This is a genomic window from Anabaenopsis sp. NIES-4685, from assembly GCF_059725405.1.
Map to the genome: position 1 here is coordinate 2769486 of NZ_AP043602.1, position 23354 is coordinate 2792839.

At 41.6% G+C, this 23354-nt stretch carries 12 protein-coding genes and 4 pseudogenes; 9 read left to right on the forward strand and 7 right to left on the reverse strand.

Annotated elements, in window-relative coordinates; translation table 11 throughout:
* The 5 genes and pseudogenes from cofH to AC6IZ0_RS11910 all read left to right on the forward strand — a co-directional run bounded on the left by cofH (position 1) and on the right by AC6IZ0_RS11910 (position 11025).
* Positions 1-1154 (forward strand): annotated as a pseudogene (cofH, locus tag AC6IZ0_RS11890) (7,8-didemethyl-8-hydroxy-5-deazariboflavin synthase subunit CofH).
* A 68-nt stretch (positions 1155-1222) separates the two neighbouring features.
* Positions 1223-1621, forward strand: coding sequence for a photosystem II protein Psb27 (gene psb27, locus AC6IZ0_RS11895; protein WP_271732028.1), 399 nt, complete (start codon positions 1223-1225; stop codon positions 1619-1621).
* A gap of 491 nt (positions 1622-2112) precedes the next feature.
* Complete coding sequence (locus AC6IZ0_RS11900; RefSeq protein WP_497723064.1) at positions 2113-3621, forward strand: family 10 glycosylhydrolase; 1509 nt, start codon at positions 2113-2115, stop codon at positions 3619-3621.
* Between the two features lie 189 nt (positions 3622-3810).
* Entirely contained in the window at positions 3811-7620 is a 3810-nt protein-coding gene (locus tag AC6IZ0_RS11905; protein WP_497723065.1) for a class I SAM-dependent DNA methyltransferase, read from the forward strand.
* A gap of 264 nt (positions 7621-7884) precedes the next feature.
* Positions 7885-11025 carry a class I SAM-dependent DNA methyltransferase gene (locus AC6IZ0_RS11910; protein WP_497723066.1) on the forward strand — a complete coding sequence of 1047 codons (3141 nt, stop codon included), beginning with the start codon at positions 7885-7887 and terminating at the stop codon, positions 11023-11025.
* Here the strand turns inward: AC6IZ0_RS11910 and cofG are convergent.
* A pseudogene (gene cofG, locus AC6IZ0_RS11915) lies at positions 11022-11977 on the reverse strand (7,8-didemethyl-8-hydroxy-5-deazariboflavin synthase subunit CofG). The gene AC6IZ0_RS11910 and the pseudogene cofG overlap by 4 nt on opposite strands.
* Before the next feature lie 273 nt (positions 11978-12250).
* On the opposite strand from cofG, the gene psbA (AC6IZ0_RS11920) reads away from it, so the two are divergent.
* Positions 12251-13333: a photosystem II q(b) protein gene (gene psbA, locus AC6IZ0_RS11920; protein WP_497723067.1), complete on the forward strand. Its 1083-nt coding sequence runs from the start codon at positions 12251-12253 to the stop codon at positions 13331-13333.
* Between the two features lie 844 nt (positions 13334-14177).
* Here psbA (AC6IZ0_RS11920) and AC6IZ0_RS11925 read toward each other — a convergent pair.
* From AC6IZ0_RS11925 to AC6IZ0_RS11935, 3 genes and pseudogenes are all read right to left on the reverse strand, one after another.
* Positions 14178-14531, reverse strand: a pseudogene (locus AC6IZ0_RS11925) (SulP family inorganic anion transporter); the annotation flags it as partial.
* A 226-nt stretch (positions 14532-14757) separates the two neighbouring features.
* A complete protein-coding gene (locus AC6IZ0_RS11930; RefSeq protein ID WP_271734155.1) occupies positions 14758-15090 on the reverse strand; it encodes a P-II family nitrogen regulator in 333 nt (110 codons plus the stop codon).
* Positions 15091-15187: 97 nt separating this feature from the next.
* Entirely contained in the window at positions 15188-16297 is a 1110-nt protein-coding gene (locus tag AC6IZ0_RS11935; RefSeq protein WP_271734156.1) for a sodium-dependent bicarbonate transport family permease, read from the reverse strand.
* 1060 nt (positions 16298-17357) lie between these two features.
* On the opposite strand from AC6IZ0_RS11935, the gene AC6IZ0_RS11940 reads away from it, so the two are divergent.
* Both AC6IZ0_RS11940 and psbA (AC6IZ0_RS11945) read left to right on the forward strand, forming a co-directional pair.
* Positions 17358-17624 carry a hypothetical protein gene (locus tag AC6IZ0_RS11940; RefSeq protein ID WP_497723068.1) on the forward strand — a complete coding sequence of 89 codons (267 nt, stop codon included), beginning with the start codon at positions 17358-17360 and terminating at the stop codon, positions 17622-17624.
* Between the two features lie 103 nt (positions 17625-17727).
* Positions 17728-18809, forward strand: a pseudogene (gene psbA / locus AC6IZ0_RS11945) (photosystem II q(b) protein).
* Positions 18810-18989: 180 nt separating this feature from the next.
* On the opposite strand, the gene AC6IZ0_RS11950 reads toward psbA (AC6IZ0_RS11945), so the two are convergent.
* Positions 18990-19493 (reverse strand): thermonuclease family protein, encoded by a 504-nt coding sequence (locus AC6IZ0_RS11950; protein WP_271733061.1) that lies wholly within the window; start codon positions 19491-19493, stop codon positions 18990-18992.
* The gene (locus AC6IZ0_RS11955; RefSeq protein ID WP_497723070.1) at positions 19487-21244 is read right to left on the reverse strand and encodes an ABC transporter ATP-binding protein; all 1758 of its coding nucleotides are present in this window, start codon (positions 21242-21244) and stop codon (positions 19487-19489) included. Before AC6IZ0_RS11955 ends, AC6IZ0_RS11950 begins: the two co-directional genes overlap by 7 nt.
* A gap of 41 nt (positions 21245-21285) precedes the next feature.
* On the opposite strand from AC6IZ0_RS11955, the gene AC6IZ0_RS11960 reads away from it, so the two are divergent.
* Positions 21286-22233 carry an ROK family protein gene (locus AC6IZ0_RS11960; protein WP_497723071.1) on the forward strand — a complete coding sequence of 316 codons (948 nt, stop codon included), beginning with the start codon at positions 21286-21288 and terminating at the stop codon, positions 22231-22233.
* Positions 22234-22300: 67 nt separating this feature from the next.
* Here the strand turns inward: AC6IZ0_RS11960 and AC6IZ0_RS11965 are convergent, their stop codons facing one another.
* Positions 22301-23239 (reverse strand): phosphoribulokinase, encoded by a 939-nt coding sequence (locus AC6IZ0_RS11965; RefSeq protein ID WP_271733054.1) that lies wholly within the window; start codon positions 23237-23239, stop codon positions 22301-22303.
* Positions 23240-23354: the final 115 nt, after the last annotated feature.

The window sequence follows — 23354 nt, forward strand, 5'->3', positions numbered from 1 at the left end:
GTGAAAGATAAAACTATTGATGCTATTCTAGATGGCGCTCTCTTGGGTGATGATTTATCTCCCGCCGATGGGGTTTTTTTATTAAAACAAACTGACCCAGAAGCGATCGCTGCTATTCGTAACACCGCTGATCAATTACGATACATCCAAGCCGGGGACATAGTTACCTATGTAATTAATCGTAATATTAACTTTACTAACATCTGTGAGCAACACTGTAGTTTTTGTGCTTTCCGTCGGGATGATGGTGATGCTGGTGCTTACTGGTTAGACTGGGGGCAAATTTTGGCAAAAGCCACAGATGCGGTGGAAAGAGGCGCAACGGAAATCTGTATGCAGGGGGATTAAACCCACAAGCGCAAATTAACGGTTATTCTTTGGCTTATTACCTGAAGTTAGTAGAGACCATTAAGGAGGAATTTCCCCAGATACATTTACACGCTTTCTCTCCCCAAGAGGTGCAATTTATCGCTAGAATTGATGGGATTGAATATGCTGATGTGATTGGTGCTCTCAGAGATGCTGGTGTAGGGTCTATGCCAGGAACAGCTGCGGAAGTGTTAGATGATCAAGTGAGGCGGGTATTGTGTCCCGAAAAGATTGATACAGCAACTTGGCTGGAAATTGTGGGTACGGCGCACAAGTTAGGTTTACCCACCACTAGCACCATATTATCTGGGCATATTGAAACCCCAGAACAACAAATTACACATTTAGAAAAATTGCGATCGCTGCAAAAAACCGCCCTTGATCAAGGTTACTCAGGTAAAATAACTGAGTTTATTATTTTACCATTTGTCGGACAAGAAGCACCCAAATCTTTACGCCGTCGTGTAGGACGGGATCAACCCGTTCTCAATGATGCTTTATTACTCACAGCAGTGGCGCGGATTTATTTGGGAAATTACATACCCAACCATCAACCAAGTTGGGTAAAACTAGGGCTGAGTGGTGCTACAGCAGCTTTACAGTGGGGTTGTAACGATATTGGTGGGACATTAATGGAAGAACATATTACCACAATGGCTGGAGCCTTGGGTGGTACTTGTATGGCAGTGGAAACCCTCCAAAGTGCGATCGCATCCCTAGGGAGACCCCACCAACAACGAGATACCATGTATAAAAAAGTTATTAGTCATTGCTTATCCCTGTGAATGATCCCCTGGATACCAATCCAGGATAGGATAGATGTTGATTTATGTATTATTGAATTAACAAAGATATGAAGCGCTATTGGTCGCGTCTACTAGCCTTGGTTTTAGTTGTCACCATCGGTCTCATGGGCTGTTCTAGCAGTCCAGACAGTTTAACTGGGGATTATCCTCAAGATACCTTGGCGGTAGTCAATATTATGAAACAAGCCCTGGAAGTAACAGAGGATTCCCCCAACAAAGCAGCTATTGAAGCTGAAGCGCGCCAAAAAATCAACGATTTTTCGGCTCGCTATCAAAGGGTTAAGTCTGTTTCTGGTCTGAGTTCCTTTACAACTATGCGAACAGCTCTTAATTCCCTAGCTGGACATTATAGTTCTTATCCCAATCGCCCCGTACCCCAGAAGCTCAAAAATCGCTTAGAGGAAGAGTTACAACGGGTGGAGTCAGCAGTCAAGCGTGGTGCTTAAGCATTACCTGTGGGATTGTTAAGAGTCAAAAGTCCAGAGTCCTAATTTTTGTTCTCAGTTTTTGACTCTTGACTTATGTATCAAGAATAGCAGTGGGTAAAATATCTTCAAATATTATCAGTTTTTGCCGTCACAGATAGGGGTAACTCTTTTAAAGCCTTTTTCAGGCTCATGAAGTACACACCAATTCCCTGTTCCGGTGTTCCATGTTCCCTCAAACTAAAAAAAATTGTACCTCACGAGCATGGGAAATGCTATATACTGAGATTTGATAAAATAAGCTGTGATTAATTAACTGCCCTTACACCTACAATTAATGGGCTACAGTGCAAAATTATTAATTATTAAAAATTTGGCAACATCAATACGACTTTGGCAGTCTGAAATAGGTAAACTGCCAAATTTTTCTGAAAAGGTCTCATTTTATATACCTTTTTCTAAGAATTGTTTCTATTAGGCTTCATGACTCATTTGTGGTTGTACCTTCACATATGTCTAATTCTGCTTTCACCTTCGGAAAAACGATTTTATTTTGGCGCTGTCTGTTAGCGACCATTTTTACAGGTACTCTGTTAATTTCTCCCCTAAGTAACCAACCTGCAAAGGCGCAATTAAAACAGTATTGCCAATTATCACCAGCAGCAGCACAAGCCAAAGAAGACTTACGTTTAGCAGCACTCAAAGGCAATCAAGATGCCAAAAACCGCTACCAACAATTGGTGAAACAACATGCACAGGAGTTACAAAATTGTCGCGATCGCACTTGGCCGCAGGTACAGGCGGTGTGGTTACGTTTATATTCCTGTGATATTCAGCCTGGAGCAATTGAGCAGGTCATGGATCGCATTGTTAACCGTGGCTACAATCAAGTTTATCTCGAAGTCTTCTATGACGGGCAGGTATTATTACCAGCGGCAAATAATCCCACCGTTTGGCCTTCCGCAATTCGCACCCCAGGGGCGGAAAATGTCGATCTCATGGCTACCGCCATTCAAATGGGGCGACAACGTGGTTTAAAAGTTTACGCTTGGATGTTTACCAAGAATTTCGGCTATACTTACGCCCTGCGTCCAGACAGACAAGATGCGATCGCCCGTAATGGTAAAGGTCAAACCAGTTTAGAAGTCACAGATAATAATTCTCAAGTATTTGTTGATCCTTACAACTTACAGGCCAAACAGGACTTCTACCAAATGGTACAGGAAGTAGTACGCCGCCAACCCGATGGGGTGTTATTTGATTACGTCCGCTATCCCCGACAAGCAGGACCTGATTCGGTAGCTACCAGACTCTCTGATTTATGGCTATTTAGTCCGGCGACTCAAGCTGCTTTATTGCGTCGGGCGCAGAATAACAAAGGATTAGAGTTAATTCGCCGTTTTATGGCTAAGGGACAAATCACAGCCGGGGATATTAACGAAGTCGATCAACTCCATCCTGATGAAACTGAGCCTATGTGGCAAGGTCGCATTCCCCAACCAGTAGAAACAGAATCAATCCCCTCAGCTAGCCAGAGACAACCACTGTTACAATGGCAACTATGGCAACTAGCAGTTGCTCACGCCATGCAAGGTATATTAGATTTTGTCTCCTTAGCTGCTTACCCAGCCCAGCAACAAAGAATACCTGCTGGGGTGGTATTTTTTCCGGATGGTAATCAAACCGTAGGACAAGGCTATGATTCCCGCTTGCAACCTTGGGATAGGTTTCCCAACTCTTTAGAATGGCATCCTATGTCCTATGCTACCTGTGGTACTGCTAGCTGCATTGTCCAGCAAGTGCAGCGAGTTTTGGATGCTGCACAACCAGGAACAAAGGTGATTCCGGCTTTAGCTGGAACTTGGGGAAGCTCAATGAGTAATCGCCCATCCCTAGAAGTACAAATGGAAGCACTGCGCCAATTTGCTCCCCAATTACCAGGAGTCAGCCATTTCGCCTATTCTTGGCTGTATCCTGAACATGATAAGGATCGTAAATTCTGTCGCGTTCCCTCCCAGTAAATTACCACTCAACACAGGGGAAGATTTTTCTTCCCCTAAGTAATATTGCTACTAATAATTTAAATTACAGTATATAATTAACCTAAATATTAAACTAGTTTAGCTTGAGGCTGAGTAAAACCTAACATCTGCACCCCACCCAAGCTATACAAGTTTTACAATCAGTCTTCATAGTAACCTCAACCACAGATGAATAAAATTCTCCCCAGACAAGCATTAAATAAAGCCTTCCTCAAAGTTAAACCCTACAGAAGCCAAATTGAACTATTTAAAACTCATCTAACCACCCTCATCCAACAAATTAACCAAGGGGAAAGCGAAGAATTTCATAAAAATCTCATCGCTGATTTCTTAAAAAATACTTATTATGGTTCCCATCATTTTATTAATACCAAAGGACGCAATGACCTAGTTATTCATAATGGTAAAGATGCTCACAGCACTGTAGGAGTAATTTTAGAAACCAAAAAGCCCACCAACAAAGGCGAAATGTTGACAGTGGAGAATTTAAACACTAAAGCATTACAAGAACTAGTATTATATTTCCTGCGGGAAAGGTTAACCAGTAAAAACCTGGAAATTAAATATTTAATTGCTACCAATATCTATGAATGGTTTATTTTTGATGCTACTGTCTTTGAAAAAAGTTTTGTAGAAAATTCCCAATTTATCCAGCAATTTCAGGATTTTGAAGCGGGAAGATTAACCAGTAAAAAAACAGAATTCTTCTATAAAGAAATCGCTCAACCAGCTATTGCTAATCTTCAAACTTCCCTAGTCTTTACCCACTTTGACCTGCGCGAATATGCAGAAATCCTCAAAAACCAGGAACAAACAGACGACCATCGACTAATTGCACTATTTAAATTACTTTCCCCAGAACACTTATTAAAACTTCCCTTCGCTAACGACAACAACACCCTGGATCAAGGTTTTTATAGCGAATTATTACATATCATCGGGTTAACAGAAACTAAGGAAGGTGGTAAAAAAGTCATCCAGCGTCAAAAATCAGGTAGCAGAAATCCCGGTTCACTGATTGAAAATGCAATTTCCCAACTTGACAGTTTAGATAAAATATCCCGCATAGAAAAGCCAGAGCAATTTGGACTAACTGAGCAAGATAAACTATTTAATATTGCTTTAGAACTAGCAATTACTTGGATTAATCGCATACTGTTTCTCAAACTCTTAGAAGCCCAATTAATTCGCTACCATAAGTATGATACATCCTTTGGCTTCCTGAATTTAGATAAAGTTAAGAATTATGACGATTTAAATAGTCTGTTCTTTAGTGTGCTAGCGCGTCAACCAGAGGAAAGAAACCCGAATTTACAAAAGATATTTACCCATGTTCCCTATTTAAATAGTTCCCTGTTTGAACCTACAGATATTGAACAGGTAACTATTTTTATTAGCAACCTCACAGATGAGCATCTAATTATTTTTGATGGTACGGTCTTAAAAGACAGCAACGGGAAGAAACGCACAGGGTCACTCAGGACTTTAGAGTATTTGCTAGCATTTCTCAATGCGTATGACTTTAGTAGTGAAGGTTCCGAAGATATCCAGGAAGAGAATAAAAGATTAATTAATGCTGCTGTACTGGGTTTGATTTTTGAGAAAATTAACGGATATCAAGATGGTTCCTTCTTTACTCCCGGTTTCATTACTATGTATATGTGTCGGGAAACAATTCGCCGCGCTGTGGTACAGAAGTTTAATCAGGTAAAGGGGTGGAATTGTCAAGATATTGACCAATTATATGAGGAAATTAGGGATAAACAAGAAGCTAATCAAATTATTAATAGTTTAAAGATTTGTGACCCTGCTGTGGGTTCAGGACATTTTTTAGTTTCGGCTCTGAATGAAGTAATTGCGGTGAAGAGTGAGTTAAAAATCCTGTTGGATAGACAGGGGAAAACCTTAAGAGATTATCAAGTTGAGGTGGTGAATGATGAGTTAGTTGTGACTGATGATGATGGTTTATTGTTTGAGTATAATCCCCAAAGCCAGGAAAGTCAACGGGTACAGGAAGCGCTGTTTCATGAAAAACAGAGGATTATTGAGGGGTGTTTGTTTGGTGTAGATATTAATCCTAACTCGGTGAAAATATGTCGCTTGCGGTTGTGGATTGAGTTGTTAAAAAATGCTTATTATCAAGGTGATAGTAATTCCAGTCAGTTGGAAACTTTACCGAATATTGATATTAATATTAAGTGTGGTAATTCTTTGATTAGTCGTTTTAGGTTGGATGGTGATTTAAAACCAGCTTTGAAGAAGAAATACACTATAGATGGTTATCGCCATGCTGTCCAAACTTATCGCCATGCGGAAAATAAGCAGCAGAAGCGGGAGATGGAAAGGTTGATTGATGATATTAAGGGGAATTTAAAGAATACACTACAAGGAATAGACCCGAATAAACAGAAGTTAAGAGGGTTGGAGGTTGAGCTTTATAATTTAGAAAATCAGGTTTTGTTGTTTGAGGAGACGAAGGGGGAGAAGAAGACGCGGGAGAAAAAAATTGTCAAGTTAAATAATGAGATTTCCCAGTTAAGGGGGGAAATTGAGGAGATAGAAAGCGGTAAGATTTACGAAAATTCCCTAGAATGGCGCTTTGAGTTTCCGGAGGTGTTGGATGACCAGGGTGTGTTTCTGGGGTTTGATGTGGTGATTGGTAATCCTCCTTATATTAGACAGGAGGAAATTAAGGAGCTAAAGGGGAATTTAGAACAAAATTATGAGTGTTATGTGGGTACTGCTGATTTATTTGTCTATTTTTATGAACTGGGTTTCAGGTTGTTAAAACCACTGGGTCATTTAACTTATATTTCTTCTAATAAGTATTTTCGCGCTGGTTATGGGGAAAGGTTGCGGGGACTGTTAACACAGAAAACTACAATTTATAATTTAATCGATTTTGGTGATTTTCCGGTGTTTGAGGAGGCGATCGCCTATCCGAGTATTATTGCTTTAGGTAAGTTACAATCTCAGGGTAATCAGGTACGTGCTTTATCCTGGGATAGAGCTATAGAAGAAAATATAGCGCAGTTTCCCAGGGTGTTGGATGAACAAGGTTTGATAATTCCCCAGGAGAGTTTAAAACCTGATGGGTGGAGGGTAGAATCTTCTCAGGTGTTGGAATTACTGGGTAAAATACGCAATATTGGTCAACCTTTAGGGGAATATGTCAAGGGTAGGTTTTACCGTGGGATTGTTACAGGATTGAATCAGGCTTTTGTGGTAGATCGCGTTACCCGTGATAAATTGATTGATGACCATCCTTCCTCTGGTGAGGTGTTAAAGCCTTTTTTACGCGGTCGGGATGTTAAGCGTTGGTGTGTTAATTTTGCTGATTTGTATTTGTTGTTTATTCCTTGGCACTTCCCGCTACATCACGACTTATCTATTACAGGTGCATCTCAAACAGCAGAAACAGAATTTAAAAAACAGTATCCTGCTATTTACAAGCACTTACTTCAATTTAAAACTCAGCTATCTGGAAGAAACAAAGCTGAGACTGGTATTAGATATGAGTGGTACGCCTTACAAAGATGTGCAGCCAGCTACTGGGAAGAATTTGAGCAACCTAAGATTATATGGGGAAATTTGGCGACAAAACCACAATTTGCTATTGCCAAACAAGGCTTTTATCTTTCTGCACCTGCCAATTTAGTAATTTCAGCCGAAAATGAATACATATTGGCGATTTTAAATTCCAAAATCACACAATTTTACATTAAACAAATTGCAGCAACAAGGCAAGGAGGATTTATAGAATTTAAGCCGATGTATGTTTCTCAAATACCCATACCCACAGCTACAAAAACACAGCAGAAATTATTAAAACAACTAGTTGAGCAAATTCTCATCGCCAAACAAGCAGACCCCCAAGCAGACACAACCCCCTTAGAAGCAAAAATAGACAAAGTGGTTTATCAGCTTTACAACTTAACAGCAGAAGAGATTCAAATTATCGAGGCTCAATTAAATTGACTGTACCGTAAAAACTTTGCTGTTTAAAGCTTATTTGATAAGTTTTCATCCGTCATTTTCATCACATTTTTACCCCCTTACCAAGAACGGAAACAAACAAATCCAGTTCCCTCCCCTTACAAGGGGAGGGTTAGGGTGGGGTTAAATAATATTTGATACATTAATCATCAGTTTTCAAACATCCTCTGAGCAAAACCTAACATCTGCACCCCACCCAAGCTACACAAGTTTTACAATCAGTCTTTATAGTAACCTGAGCTACAAATGACTAAAATTATCCCCAGACAAGCATTAAATAAAGCCTTCCTCAAACTTAAACCCTACAGAAATCAAAACGACAGCAACACCCTGGATCAAGGTTTTTATAGCGAATTATTACATATCATCGGGTTAACAGAAACTAAGGAAGGTGGTAAAAAAGTCATCCAGCGTCAAAAAGCAGGTAGCAGAAATCCCGGTTCACTGATTGAAAATGCAATTTCCCAACTTGACAGTTTAGATAAAATATCCCGCATAGAAAAACCAGAGCAATTTGGACTAACTGAGCAAGATAAACTATTTAATGTTGCTTTAGAACTAGCAATTACTTGGATTAATCGCATACTGTTTCTCAAACTCTTAGAAGCCCAATTAATTCGCTACCATAAGTATGATACATCCTTTGGCTTCCTGAATTTAGATAAAGTTAAGAATTATGACGATTTAAATAGTCTGTTCTTTAGTGTGCTAGCGCGTCAACCAGAGGAAAGAAACCCGAATTTACAAAAGATATTTACCCATGTTCCCTATTTAAATAGTTCCCTGTTTGAACCTACAGATATTGAACAGGTAACTATTTTTATTAGCAACCTCACAGATGAGCATCTAATTATTTTTGATGGTACGGTCTTAAAAGACAGCAACGGGAAAAAACGCACAGGGTCACTCAGGACTTTAGAGTATTTGCTAGAATTTCTTAATGCGTATGACTTTAGTAGTGAAGGTTCCGAAGATATCCAGGAAGAGAATAAAAGATTAATTAATGCTGCTGTACTGGGTTTGATTTTTGAGAAAATTAACGGATATCAAGATGGTTCCTTCTTTACTCCCGGTTTCATTACTATGTATATGTGTCGGGAAACAATTCGCCGCGCTGTGGTACAGAAGTTTAATCAGGTAAAGGGGTGGAATTGTCAAGATATTGACCAATTATATGAGGAAATTAGGGATAAACAAGAAGCTAATCAAATTATTAATAGTTTAAAGATTTGTGACCCTGCTGTGGGTTCAGGACATTTTTTAGTTTCGGCTCTGAATGAAGTGATTGCGGTGAAGAGTGAGTTAAAAATCCTGTTGGATAGACAGGGGAAAACCTTAAGAGATTATCAAGTTGAGGTGGTGAATGATGAGTTAGTTGTGACTGATGATGATGGTTTATTGTTTGAGTATAATCCCCAAAGCCAGGAAAGTCAACGGGTACAGGAAGCGCTGTTTCATGAAAAACAGAGGATTATTGAGGGGTGTTTGTTTGGTGTAGATATTAATCCTAACTCGGTGAAAATATGTCGCTTGCGGTTGTGGATTGAGTTGTTAAAAAATGCTTATTATCAAGGTGATAGTAATTCCAGTCAGTTGGAAACTTTACCGAATATTGATATTAATATTAAGTGTGGTAATTCTTTGATTAGTCGTTTTAGGTTGGATGGTGATTTAAAACCAGCTTTGAAGAAGAAATACACTATAGATGGTTATCGCCATGCTGTCCAAACTTATCGCCATGCGGAAAATAAGCAGCAGAAGCGGGAGATGGAAAGGTTGATTGATGATATTAAGGGGAATTTAAAGAATACACTACAAGGAATAGACCCGAATAAACAGAAGTTAAGAGGGTTGGAGGTTGAGCTTTATAATTTAGAAAATCAGGTTTTGTTGTTTGAGGAGACGAAGGGGGAGAAGAAGACGCGGGAGAAAAAAATTGTCAAGTTAAATAATGAGATTTCCCAGTTAAGGGGGGAAATTGAGGAGATAGAAAGCGGTAGGATTTACGAAAATTCCCTAGAATGGCGCTTTGAGTTTCCGGAGGTGTTGGATGACCATGGTGTGTTTCTGGGGTTTGATGTGGTGATTGGTAATCCTCCTTATATTAGACAGGAGGAAATTAAGGAGCTAAAGGGTAATTTAGAACAAAATTATGAGTGTTATGTGGGTACTGCTGATTTATTTGTCTATTTTTATGAACTGGGTTTCAGGTTGTTAAAACCACTGGGTCATTTAACTTATATTTCTTCTAATAAGTATTTTCGCGCTGGTTATGGGGAAAGGTTGCGGGGACTGTTAACACAGAAAACTACAATTTATAATTTAATCGATTTTGGTGATTTTCCGGTGTTTGAGGAGGCGATCGCCTATCCGAGTATTATTGCTTTAGGTAAGTTACAATCTCAGGGTAATCAGGTACGTGCTTTATCCTGGGATAGAGCTATAGAAGAAAATATAGCGCAGTTTCCCAGGGTGTTGGATGAACAAGGTTTGATAATTCCCCAGGAGAGTTTAAAACCTGATGGGTGGAGGGTAGAATCTTCTCAGGTGTTGGAATTACTGGGGAAACTACGCAATATTGGTCAACCTTTAGGGGAATATGTCAAGGGTAGGTTTTACCGTGGGATTGTTACAGGATTGAATCAGGCTTTTGTGGTAGATCGACCTACCCGTGATAAATTGATTGATGACCATCCTTCCTCTGGTGAGGTGTTAAAGCCTTTTTTACGCGGTCGGGATGTTAAGCGTTGGTGTGTTAATTTTGCTGATTTGTATCTCATTAAAATAGAATCTTCAGAAAATAAAAAACATCCATGGTCTGATAAATCCCAAAAGGAAGCAGAGAAAATTTTTGCTAAAACATATCCGGCAATTTATCAACATTTTGAGCAATTTAGGGAATCATTAATTAAGCGATGCGACCAGGGTAAATTCTTTTGGGAATTACGCTCTTGTATTTACTGGAAAGAATTTGAGCAACCTAAGATTATATGGGGAAATTTGGCGACAAAACCACAATTTGCTATTGCCAAACAAGGCTTTTATCTTTCTGCACCTGCCAATTTAGTAATTTCAACCGAAAATGAATACATATTGGCGATTTTAAATTCCAAAATCACACAATTTGCCATTAAACAAATTGCAGCAACAAGGCAAGGAGGATTTATAGAATTTAAGCCGATGTATGTTTCTCAAATACCCATACCCACAGCTACAAAAAAACAGCAGAAATTATTAAAACAACTAGTTGAGCAAATTCTCACCATCAAACAAGCAGACCCCCAAGCAAACACAACCCCATTAGAAGCAGAAATAGACCAAGTGGTTTATCAACTTTACAACTTAACAGCAGAAGAGATTCAAATTATCGAGGGTCAAATAGGTTAACCGCGCCATTGTTCTACAGCTACTTGTAAATCACCAGTCAACCAATGATCAAACTGGGGATATATAGGTAAACGTGGTACTAACTCCCACCCCGCAGATTGTAAAATCGCTTTTAAACCCTGTTCCTCCCCATGGGGATAATCAGGGTTTACTTCATCCTTGGACCAATCCCCCCTAAATCTCTCGCACCAGCTGCTATACAAGCTAGTAACCATTGGGGATCTGTAACTAAATTTGGGGGAATTTGAATAGTGACATCTGGCGGTAAAATGTCACGTGCTTTAGTAATCACCCCCGGTAGTTGGTGGGGGTCAAAAGCTCCCCAGTCAAAGCTTTGCTGATTTCCTGGGCTGTGGGGTTGTAAGATTACCTCTTGAATGTGATCATAACGTTGATGTAAATCAGATATGGCGTTTAAGGTTTCCCACCAATCATCTTGAGTTTCCCCAATCCCTAAAAGTAACCCCGTAGTAAAAGGAATCTGCAACTCTCCGGCCCAGATTAACTGTTGTAATCTAGTTTCTGGTAACTTACTGGGTGCGTGGCGATGAACTGTATGTAACAGTGCTGGGGTTAACTGTTCCAGCATCAAACCCAGGGAAACATTAACATTTTTTAGCCGTTCCATCTCGCTAAAACTGAGGATTCCCACATTAGTATGTGGTAAAAATCCCAGAGACAAAGCTAACTCACATAAATCATAAATCCTCTCAAACCATTGCTGACGCAGGGGTGAACGGGGATGGACTTCACCACTGAGAATGAGGATTTCACATACTTTCTGGCTTTGAAGTTGTAGCAAAATCTTTTCCGCTTCCGATAAGGTCATCCAGGGACTTTGACCCGGTTCGCTGCGAAAGTTGCAGTATGTACAGCGGTTGAAGCATTCGTAAGTCGGAACAATAGTATAAGCGGGACTATAGGTAACAATGGCAGAATCAGAAACTGGCATAAAACACTATATATCTATATATATATCCCAAAGTTTTTACCCCACCCTAACCCTCCCCTTAATCAGGGGAGGGGACTAGATTTATGTTTACACTCTAGTGTTACACCGCAAAAGGGTTAAATCCTTACAGAGTAAGGGTTTAAGACTTATGTTAAGTTTTTTGTAAAAATATTTGTCAAAATACTTTACAAATCGAAACAATTGATTTAGTATGTAAACAACAGGTACAAACACCTACCTGATTCATACATACATAACCGCAATCATAAACAAATGACCACAACCTTACAACAGCGCCAAAGCGCCAACGTATGGGATCGCTTCTGCGAGTGGATCACCAGCACCGAAAACCGGATTTATATCGGTTGGTTCGGAGTCCTCATGATCCCCACCCTCCTAGCTGCTACCACCTGCTTTATTATCGCCTTCATCGCTGCTCCTCCAGTAGACATCGATGGGATCCGCGAACCAGTAGCTGGCTCCTTAATCTACGGAAACAACATCATCTCTGGTGCTGTTGTTCCCTCCTCCAACGCCATCGGCTTACACTTCTACCCCATTTGGGAAGCAGCATCCTTAGATGAGTGGTTGTACAACGGTGTCCCTTACCAGTTGGTAATTTTCCACTTCCTGATTGGCGTAGCTTGCTACTTAGGACGTGAGTGGGAACTATCCTACCGCTTGGGAATGCGTCCTTGGATCTGTGTAGCCTTCTCAGCACCCGTAGCAGCAGCTACCGCAGTATTCCTCATCTACCCCATCGGTCAAGGTTCATTCTCTGATGGTATGCCTTTAGGTATCTCTGGAACCTTCAACTTCATGATCGTGTTCCAAGCAGAACACAACATCCTGATGCACCCCTTCCATATGTTGGGTGTAGCTGGTGTATTTGGTGGTTCTTTGTTCTCTGCAATGCACGGTTCCTTGGTAACTTCCTCCTTGGTACGTGAAACAACCGAAACCGAATCTCAAAACTACGGTTACAAGTTCGGTCAAGAAGAAGAAACCTACAACATCGTAGCTGCTCACGGTTACTTCGGTCGCTTAATCTTCCAATACGCTTCCTTCAACAACAGCCGTTCACTACACTTCTTCCTAGCTGCTTGGCCTGTAATCGGTATCTGGTTCACCGCTCTGGGTGTAAGCACCATGGCGTTCAACTTGAACGGATTCAACTTCAACCAATCAGTAATTGATTCTCAAGGTCGCGTCATCGCTACCTGGGCTGATGTCATCAACCGCGCTAACCTGGGTATGGAAGTAATGCACGAGCGTAACGCTCACAACTTCCCCTTAGACTTGGTTGCTGGTGAAGTTGCTCCTGTTGCTTTGACTGCTCCTGCAATCAACGGCTAAGAGATTCAGGTTAAGAAACTTAAATAATACTGTCTCTGCTTGATCAAAGCGCCCTTCCTACCGGATGGGCGCTTTTGGTTTTGGTAATGTAACTGTTTACCAAGAGAGTAAGCAAAACCGCGACTAAAGTGAGTTTCAGCTAAAGCGCGATTAGACCGACCTTGACTGTTTAGTCAATCTCGGTAATACTATTTAGGTAATCTTGTCATCTATCTTTAGATAGATTTTTGAGAATATAAAAATTTTAGAGTAGTATTGACCCCTCACCTTACAAAGGGTTGGGGTATATGGCTTACAGCAGCGCTTCGCCTAAATCCTGTTGTAATGCACCAGTCAACTATTACGGAAGTTCAATCAAAATAGCTGAAATAGTGATTCTCATGTATTGACATCCTCAATCTAGCGAGTGCCGATTAACCTCGGTCGCTTGCTGGGTAAAGGTTTCAGGAGTTTTGTTAGTATGCTAAAGTCCATTTCAGCCGTTAAGTTTATTGAACCTGGCTAACGCCACGCTATCGCTATCGGAAAGTGCCTCTAGACTTCTTACTGGGACTGTGTTTAAAATGGAGGGGACCGCTTCCCTCACCGGAAGTGGAATTAATGGAAACAAACTGCCTCTTTTCATACCACTGAGAAGTGGCAGAAGACCGCTTCCCTCACCGGAAGTGGAATTAATGGAAACTATCTGCCGCTACCTCTCTCGCTCATGGCGTAGTTCGACCGCTTCCCTCACCGGAAGTGGAATTAATGGAAACAGTTTTTTCCTTGAAATCTAATTGTTTATGTATACATAGACCGCTTCCCTCACCGGAAGTGGAATTAATGGAAACAGCTGTTACACCCATGACGGCGTTAAATAAATAATTGCTACCGTCATCACACCCAAAATCAAAGCAATGGGGTTGATATTCGCTAAGAGATCAGGTAGGTTTTTGACTATTCCTAAAACTCCACCTTTAGGAGTTGGCTGTCCCAGGAAAGGTGCTGTTTGCAAAATAATTAAAATCACCCCAATTCCTGACATAAAGCCAGAAATTACACTGTAGGGCATGAGGGTGATATATCTCCCTAACTTGAAAACACCAAAGATGATTTGAAATAACCCTGCTAACATGACTACGGTAAAAGCCATAGCCAAACCGTTTTCTGGGTCTTTTGCTGTGAAAGAACTGATAATACCGGTAATAACTACAGTCATTTTTGGGCAAAAGTTACAACTTTTTCTGTATTTCTGGGTATTTTAAAACTTGTTTAGCCTTCTCGTCTCATTGTCAAGACTGATGATACTAAGTACGTGAGCAAAATTAATTTAACATTTTTGGAATAAACAAGAATCTCTATAGTTCTTAAACGTTTTGAGTAACGTCCATCAAAAAACCGGGGTCATGTCCCGGCCTTTTAGGTCTGCGTCGTTTCATTTCGACTCAACAGCCGTCTGGTCCACAGAAATGTCTTCCGTACAGTACCTCTGCTTCACAGATATAGATCATGCCCGCATAATCGGTAAAAAATGTAATTGCGACCTTATCTGCGATATTCTCCGCCATCTCCCGTGTTTCGGTGAGTACCTCGAACTTCACATTAGAATCAGTGTCAGCAGTGTTGGGTTTACCTGTAGAGCGGACGTTGCGACTACCTTTACCACCAGTATCCACCACTGTATAACCAGTCGCTCCGCATTCTTCAATGATCTTGGCGACCTTTTTCATCAGAACCTTTTCCGTGACGATGACGAGCTTGTTGGCACGCTTGGACATATTGCTTACCTCCTTACTTACGTAAATTGATATTATATACTGAGTTGCTTAGTCTGCCGGGTCAAGGGAGCGCCAACAGACAAAGACCCTTCTGGGATTAGCCACCTATTGCTTGGGCAAGACCGATAAAGAAAGGGATACAAAAGCCGATCGCAATTGGCGTACCGACTGCTGTGGACGCGCCTATATAAGCTGATGGATTAGCGGAAGGAATACCGGCTCGCAATGTAGGAGGACCTGAGATGTCTGAACTAGAGGCAGCGATAATAGCCAGGACGACGACACCGCCCATGCTAAATCCTGTTGCGTAGTGGGCAATCATACCTAAACCGAAGGCGATTAAACCATGTATAAATGGTGCAATCGCACTATACACAACGTACCATTGAGCTACCTTACGCAGTTCGCCAACCCTTGACCAAGCCTCCATACCCATTACCAGCATCAAGATGGAGAGCAAGCCACGAAAAGCAGGATCATAGAAGCTTTTATAGACGCTTTCTGGTCTGGCGAACAGGCCAAGAGCGAGACCTAACAACATTGCTGATAAGGCAGGACCCCGGAGGCTTTCCTCGATGATTGGCCATATTTTGACTTTATTATCACCGGGATTTTTCTGTTGGCTGAGATACTCTTGCCGAGTGCTGGGATAATCACCAGCCGCAACGGGCTGTTTGCTGAAAGACTCCTGCATGGCAGAGTCGGATGCTTCTTTACGCTTCTTCTTGTTGATGTAAATATTGGCTATCACAATCGCAGTTACTAGCGCCGGGATGTCCATGAAGGGATAGAGTGCGCCAGCCCATGCTTCAAATGGGATTTTTTGTTCTTCCAGTAGTGTCAGGGCAGCAGCCATAGTAGAGCCACTCACCGCACCAAACAACCCACCAGTAGCGATCGCATCTACTGTTTTGACCTTAGGCAGCTTGGCCAATGTAAAGCGGGCGATGAATACAATCACAATCCCTGTGATTACAGAAAACAATGCCGGTAACAATACTTCCGTCAGATTGGAGTTGCGGATCGCAATTCCACCAGTCAGACCGATTTTGGTCAGCAGCATGAAGACGATGATCGAACAAACCGCGTCTGGAATTACCAATTCGCTACCAAGGGCGGCAATGATCATCCCACCAATCAAAAAGGCGAGTGTTGGGGACTGCAACTGCTTAATAAAGTCAGTGAAAAATAAGGACAAAAAATCCATGAATACCTCCTTGTAACTCCTCTAACGAGGAGCATTTTTGTGGATGAACTAAATGAACTTTAAAGAGTTACGTAAGGTAGGAGTGAGGCACTTCACCCATTAAATCTAAGCACAATACCTGTCTTCATCTGTCAATAAATTTACTTGGCCAACAATAATGCAACCATGTTAATTTGGCATTAATAATCTTGGGTACCAATTCAAAATTTAGATACCCAGCTTATTTGTATGCGAAAATATTTGGTATTGGCTTTTTGCTGATACAAGCCGAAAACTTGGAGCTGTTAAAATTACAAATAAATCTCATTGATTAACAGCTTTTGCAGATTTATGTTGGTCAGATGAATATATTAATCTTGAGCTAAAGATTGGCTCTTAGCATTTTAGTGTGATTAAAACATTTTTCTCAAAATACATTTGTCAATGCTCCTCAAGCAGTGCTTAACTGTTTTCTAAGTACAAAAAACAGCAATTATAAAATATATTGCTGATTTGTGATTATGTTGGATAATTTACATTAATTGTGAATTAAGGTTCTAGTTCAGGATAAATCCTAGTTACCTTGAAACACAATCATACAGAACTATCTACCCAGTTTTATTTTTGCAGTTGCAACTGGGGAGCAACTGTTTGATTACAAATAGCATACCGCCTTTAGATGGAAAAAATTAATCCAAAGACAGGAATTATTAAAAAAATATTATATAGCTCATATAAGCAAAACCTTATATCTATCCCGAAAATTGGCTGTATTAGTCAATTTATAATTTCTTTCTATGAAAACCATTATTTATCTATGAGGTATTGACAGTCTTAGTGCTAAACCCAGGGAGATTCTACATTCACAATCAAAACTTGCTCACCCTGACTTGCGCCAAGGAGAGTAGAGGCTTAAACTCCTGTAGCATTAATTCAGGAAGACCGCTTCCCTCACCGGAAGTGGAATTAATGGAAACGGTCTAATCTAGACTCTTCCATTGTTATAAATATAAGACCGCTTCCCTCACCGGAAGTGGAATTAATGGAAACGAGTAAAAGTCATTACAGGCGGTTTCTATATATGGCTACCACCCACTCGCTAGAGAATATCGTCAAACCCCGCCACTGTTTTACTGACTCTATGCTATTGGCGAGTTTCTACTTGTCCCTATTTGGCGAGATTCAAAAAAGTTTGTCAACATATTCATCCAGGTCATTACGCTTAATGCGCCAGGTTCTACCTATTAACTTGGCTTTTAATTCCCCAGATGCGATCGCCTCTTTGAGAAACTCCTCCAGAATTGAGCTAATGATAAGTAAAACTTACATCAAGCATAATTTTTATTAAAAAAATACCCCTTGCCAAACATTTGTAAACAATTGTAAAGTAGTGTCATAGACAGAAAACAAACCTGTCTCATTCATACATACATAACCGCAATCATAAACAAATGACCACAACCTTACAACAGCGCCAAAGCGCCAACGTATGGGATCGCTTCTGCGAGTGGATCACCAGCACCGAAAACCGGATTTACATCGGTTGGTTCGGAGTCCTCATGATCCCCACCCTCCTAGCTGCTACCACCTGCTTTATTATCGCCTTCATCGCTGCTCCTCCAGTAGACATCGATGGGATCCGCGAACCAGTAGCTGGCTCCTTAATCTACGGAAACAACATCATCTCTGGTGCTGTTGTTCCTTCCTCCAACGCCATCGGCTTGCACTTCTACCCCATTTGGGAAGCAGCATCCTTAGATGAGTGGTTGTACAACGGTGTCCTTACCAGTTGGTAATTTTCCACTTCCTGATTGGCGTAGCTTGCTACTTAGGACGTGAGTGGGAACTATCCTACCGCTTGGGAATGCGTCCTTGGATCTGTGTAGCCTTCTCAGCACCCGTAGCAGCAGCTACCGCAGTATTCCTCATCTACCCCATCGGTCAAGGTTCATTCTCTGATGGTATGCCTTTAGGTATCTCTGGAACCTTCAACTTCATGATCGTGTTCCAAGCAGAACACAACATCCTGATGCACCCCTTCCATATGTTGGGTGTAGCTGGTGTATTCGGTGGTTCCTTGTTCTCTGCAATGCACGGTTCCTTGGTAACTTCCTCCTTAGTACGTGAAACAACCGAAACCGAATCTCAAAACTACGGTTACAAGTTCGGTCAAGAAGAAGAAACCTACAACATCGTAGCTGCTCACGGTTACTTCGGTCGCTTAATCTTCCAATACGCTTCCTTCAACAACAGCCGTTCACTACACTTCTTCTTAGCTGCTTGGCCTGTAATCGGTATCTGGTTTACTGCTCTGGGTGTAAGCACCATGGCGTTCAACTTGAACGGATTCAACTTCAACCAATCAGTAATTGATTCTCAAGGTCGCGTCATCGCTACCTGGGCTGATGTCATCAACCGCGCTAACCTGGGTATGGAAGTAATGCACGAGCGTAACGCTCACAACTTCCCCTTAGACTTGGCTGCTGGTGAAGTTGCTCCTGTTGCTTTGACTGCTCCTGCAATCAACGGTTAATCATAAAGTTTAGCTGAATCGAAACCGCCTCTCAGAAATGGGGGGCGTTTTTTGTTTGGGTGAATATTTGACAGTATAAAATACAGATATTAATTGTCAAACTATAGTGAGGTACGCATCCTGACCGCCCTGGTCTACCTCAATTAGATCAAATCCGCCGTATTGTATTATTTGTTTAAACTATTTGTTGAAACGCCGAAAATCCCAAGGCATTTGAGGGCGGCGTTGATTCCAAAAACCTAATTTCTGACTCTTTGCAGATTTCTCGGCCTGCAATAAACTATTTCTCAACTCTGGACAATTGCGCAGGAAATAGTGATAAACTACAGCTTGCCCCTCTTCGACCATACTTAGGCTAAGATTGCGATCGCCCACAAACACCTCAGATACTAAGCGATTATATTCATCAGTATATAGGGGTTTGAGGCTGACATCTTGTCCAATAGGCAGTAATTGTTTTAATGTTGCAGTTGATCTACTCCCCCAGGGCTTCTGTTTTCGCTCCGGTGCGTCGATACAAGCTAAACGTACAGTAACTGTTTGTTCATCCCTTTTCACCTCAATAGTGTCGCCGTCTATAATTCTCAAGACCCTAGTGGTGGTATGATTGGTATTCCCAGGGAAGAATTGACATCCTACTACCGCACCACAAAGAACCATAAAAACCAGAATTTTTTTCAACATTCTTTTGAACTCTCTGTGGGTAGATGACCTTGTTGCTGTCTGAGATAAAATCGGGCGTAGCGTTGGTTAAGTGCTAATAATTCTGTGTGGGTTCCTGATTCAACAATTTTCCCTTTTTCCATCACTAAAATGCGATCGCATCGGCGGACAGTGCTTAAGCGGTGAGCTATAATAAACACCGTGCGATTCGCCATCAGTCTTTCTAATGCTTCTTGTACTAATGCTTCCGACTCAGAATCTAAAGCAGATGTAACCTCATCTAAAATCAAAATTTGCGGGTTGAGAAATACCGCCCTGGCGATCGCGATTCTTTGGCGTTGTCCACCGGATAAATTTACCCCCCGCTCACCCACCCAAGTATAGTAACCCTCTGGTAACTGACTAATAAACTGGTGAGCGTTGGCAATTTTAGCAGATGCGGTGACTGCTTCCATCTCAAAATTATCTTGACCGAAAGCAATATTTTGGGCAATAGTTCCGGAAAACATCACAGTTTCTTGGGGAACAATACCAATTTGTCGCCGCAGACTATAAAGCTTAACATCGCGAATATCTACACCATCAACTAAAATCTTACCTGCTTGGGGGTCATAAAACCGAGGTAGGAGATTAACAAAGGTAGTTTTACCAGCACCGGAAGCACCCACTAAAGCGATGGACTCACCCGGTAATGCCAACAAATTGATATCTTTTAATACAGGTTCCCCTGGTTTATAGGTAAAAGACACATGACAATATTCTACTTGCCCTTTCACCGGCGGTAAAGCGATCGCCTCAGACTTTTCTAATATCGTCGGTTGAATAGCCATCAACTCAAAAACCCGGTCAACGGATGCTTCACCTTGCTTAAATTCGTTGTAGTTATGAGTAGTATGACCAATAGGGTCAATTAACAACGCCGCCGCAGTTAAATAACTAAAAAACTCTCCCACCGTCAAGTTATTTTGGGCAATTTGCCATGCACCCACTATTAATAAAAATATGGCACTGACAGCCTCTAGAAACCCCACTATAGGTATTTGAACTGCTTTGAGGCGTTCGGCGGAGTATTTAGCTTGAAAACTGCGTTCTGCTTCATTTCCAAACCGATCAATTTCATAATTTTCTGCCGCAAAAGCTTGGACTAAACGGATACCGCTAAATACCTCCGTGAGAATTGCCGATAACCCAGAAACACGATTTTGACTTTTAACAGAGTACTTGCGTAAACGTTCACCAAACCAGCCAATTAAAACTCCCATCAGTGGCGCTACAATCACTGTAGCTAATGTTAGTTGCCAATTCAGGTAGATCATGTAGACGGGTATAGCCACCAGCTGCAAAATACAGGGGATAAAATCGTGAAAGACCTTATTCACAACTTCCCCCACCCGGTCAACATCTTCAGTGAGGCGGTAAGATAAATCACCCGCTTTTGCCGTTTCAAAATAGCTCAAATCCAGTTTTTGCAGATGGGAGTAAACCCGCTTGCGGAGGTCAAAAGCTACCCTTAAAGCCACCTTAGCCATGTACATATCCTGCACAGACTGAAAAAAGCCCCGCACCAAAAAGACTAAAAGCAGCATTCCGGCTAATTGAGCGATCGCTACTATATCACCCTTACCAAAGGGTTCAGCCAATCTACCCGCAAGATTAATTAAGGTTAAAGTCGCCAGTACATAACCGATAATCCCCACAAATCCCTTAGTAATATTTTGCCAATGGGGTTTCAGATAAGGTAATAATTGCCAGTAATGAGAACGAGTTTTCAAGCTGTAAATTCCACAAAAATATTTTTTCTTGTTGAGACATTATGACACTAATCTTGGCCCTAGATTTTGGCGGTACGAAGTTGGCCGCAGCACTGGTAAATATTGGTTCTAGGGAATGGTTACGCCATGAAAGTTGTTTATCTCCAGATGATGGTAATGCTACCACCGACCTAGAAATCATGTACTCGCTGATTGACTCTTTACTAAAATCACAAAAACCTGATGCAATTGGTGTTAGTTTTGGCGGACCCGTAGACGCCACCACTGGAACTGTGCGACTGTCTCATCATGTTGCAGGTTGGGAAAATATTCCCCTTCAAGATTTACTACAAGATAAATTTACTGTTCCGGTGAGTGTAGATAATGATGCTAACGTCGCCGCTTTAGGAGAATATCGCTTTGGTGCTGGTATAGGAAACAACAGCTTGTTTTATATCACCATTAGCACTGGTGTAGGTGGTGGTTGGATAATCAACGGCCAGCCTTGGCGGGGTATGGGGGGAATGGCGGGTGAAATTGGACACATGGTTATAGATCCTGCTGGTCCTGTGTGTTTGTGTGGAAAGCGCGGATGTGTGGAACGGTTAGCTTCTGGCCCTTATATGGCGCAGAATATGCGGGAAACTTTGCAAAATCAACCCCACAGAGGCGAAATATTACGCAGGTTGGTAGGTAATAATTTAAATTTAATTACGGGAAAGGTAGTAAGTGCTGCTGCATCCCAAGGTGATGAATTAGCCCAGGAGATTCTATTCAAAGGTGCTTGGGCTTTGGGTGTGGGTATTGGTAACGTGGCGAATTTGATTAACCCCCACTTGTTTATTTTAGGTGGAAGTGTAATTAAATCAGGGGATAATTGGTGGGATGTAGTCCGCAAAGCGGCGCGAAAAACAGCTTTACCAGAAATTGATTTGACAATTGTTCCGGCCGCTTTGGGTGATGATGCACCCCTTTGGGGGGCTGTGGCTTTGGCTGAATTAGCTTGGTAATTGCTATATTATGGGCAACAAAACTCACAAAAACCCCCTATTGTATTGAGTACAGTTAAGTCCCAATTTACTGATACATCTGGGTAGCTTTGAGCATATGGTAGGTAATAATCAACTGTGTGAGCGCCAGAGGATAACTTTGCAAAGTTTCCCCAGTAGTTCCCGCAACTTTTCCTAGTTCGGGATTAACTTCGCGATCGCACACGTTGAGTAAGTAAGGCATATCGGAACATAAAATATGCTCTAATTTACTTACCTGTTCTAAAGTCGCGTGACCATCAACTTCCAGCACATCCACAGGTTTACTCATATCCCGGTCTAACCCTAAACGGATTGCCGAATCAGAATTACCATCAGTTAAGTTCAGAATTGAGGTAAAATCAGGATGGGGGATTGTCGGTCGTAACACTAACCGCACATTTAAATGTCCATTGCCATCATCAACATCATCACTAGGGGAATAAAAACTCACCACTATATCAGACCATTGTCGTTGGGGACGAATAAAACTTTCTGAATCTGGTTCACGCTTTTCTAGTTCTGCCAAAACTTCTTCAGGAGTGTACCCCCGCTTTTGGGTATCGCGTTTAACTTTCCATTGGGCGCGTAGGGGTTCCGGGGGCGCTAAATATACCTTCACGTCGTAGGCTTCACGAGCTACCCGAGTAGAATAACCGAGCAACCCTTCAATAATCACAAACTTCGTAGGTCGGATGTATTGTGGCGGCTCAAATGTACCTGTTTTGTGGCTGTAAACCGGTTTGAGAATGGGCTGTCCGGTGCGTAAGAGGGATAAGTGCTGCTGCATAATATCGAGGTGATTGCAGTCAGGATGCAGCGCCGTGATGCCAATTTCTGCACGTTGTTGACGATCATAACGGTGATAATCATCGGTACAGATGACGGTGACATTTTCAGGTCCTAGTACCTGAGCAATTCCTCTGGTCAGTGTTGTTTTACCTGCGGCGCTGTCACCGACAATTCCCAAAATTATTGGACGTCCCATGATTCCCCTCCGGACATGAACAACAAGTACAGTAATAAACGTTTTTAGTTAATTTTTACATTTTAGAAGGTAATTGACCCATTAACTCAACTCAAACATCCTGCGTAACATCTCT

Excerpts from the sequence above, each read along its gene's own strand:
- psb27 (WP_271732028.1), top strand. The coding sequence starts at position 1,223 with ATGAAGCGCTATTGGTCGCGTCTACTAGCCTTGGTTTTAGTTGTCACC.
- AC6IZ0_RS11900 (WP_497723064.1), top strand. The coding sequence starts at position 2,113 with ATGTCTAATTCTGCTTTCACCTTCGGAAAAACGATTTTATTTTGGCGC.
- AC6IZ0_RS11905 (WP_497723065.1), top strand. The coding sequence starts at position 3,811 with ATGAATAAAATTCTCCCCAGACAAGCATTAAATAAAGCCTTCCTCAAA.
- AC6IZ0_RS11910 (WP_497723066.1), top strand. The coding sequence starts at position 7,885 with ATGACTAAAATTATCCCCAGACAAGCATTAAATAAAGCCTTCCTCAAA.
- psbA (WP_497723067.1), top strand. The coding sequence starts at position 12,251 with ATGACCACAACCTTACAACAGCGCCAAAGCGCCAACGTATGGGATCGC.
- AC6IZ0_RS11930 (WP_271734155.1), bottom strand. The coding sequence starts at position 15,090 with ATGTCCAAGCGTGCCAACAAGCTCGTCATCGTCACGGAAAAGGTTCTG.
- AC6IZ0_RS11935 (WP_271734156.1), bottom strand. The coding sequence starts at position 16,297 with ATGGATTTTTTGTCCTTATTTTTCACTGACTTTATTAAGCAGTTGCAG.
- AC6IZ0_RS11940 (WP_497723068.1), top strand. The coding sequence starts at position 17,358 with ATGGCTACCACCCACTCGCTAGAGAATATCGTCAAACCCCGCCACTGT.
- AC6IZ0_RS11950 (WP_271733061.1), bottom strand. The coding sequence starts at position 19,493 with ATGTTGAAAAAAATTCTGGTTTTTATGGTTCTTTGTGGTGCGGTAGTA.
- AC6IZ0_RS11960 (WP_497723071.1), top strand. The coding sequence starts at position 21,286 with ATGACACTAATCTTGGCCCTAGATTTTGGCGGTACGAAGTTGGCCGCA.
- AC6IZ0_RS11965 (WP_271733054.1), bottom strand. The coding sequence starts at position 23,239 with ATGGGACGTCCAATAATTTTGGGAATTGTCGGTGACAGCGCCGCAGGT.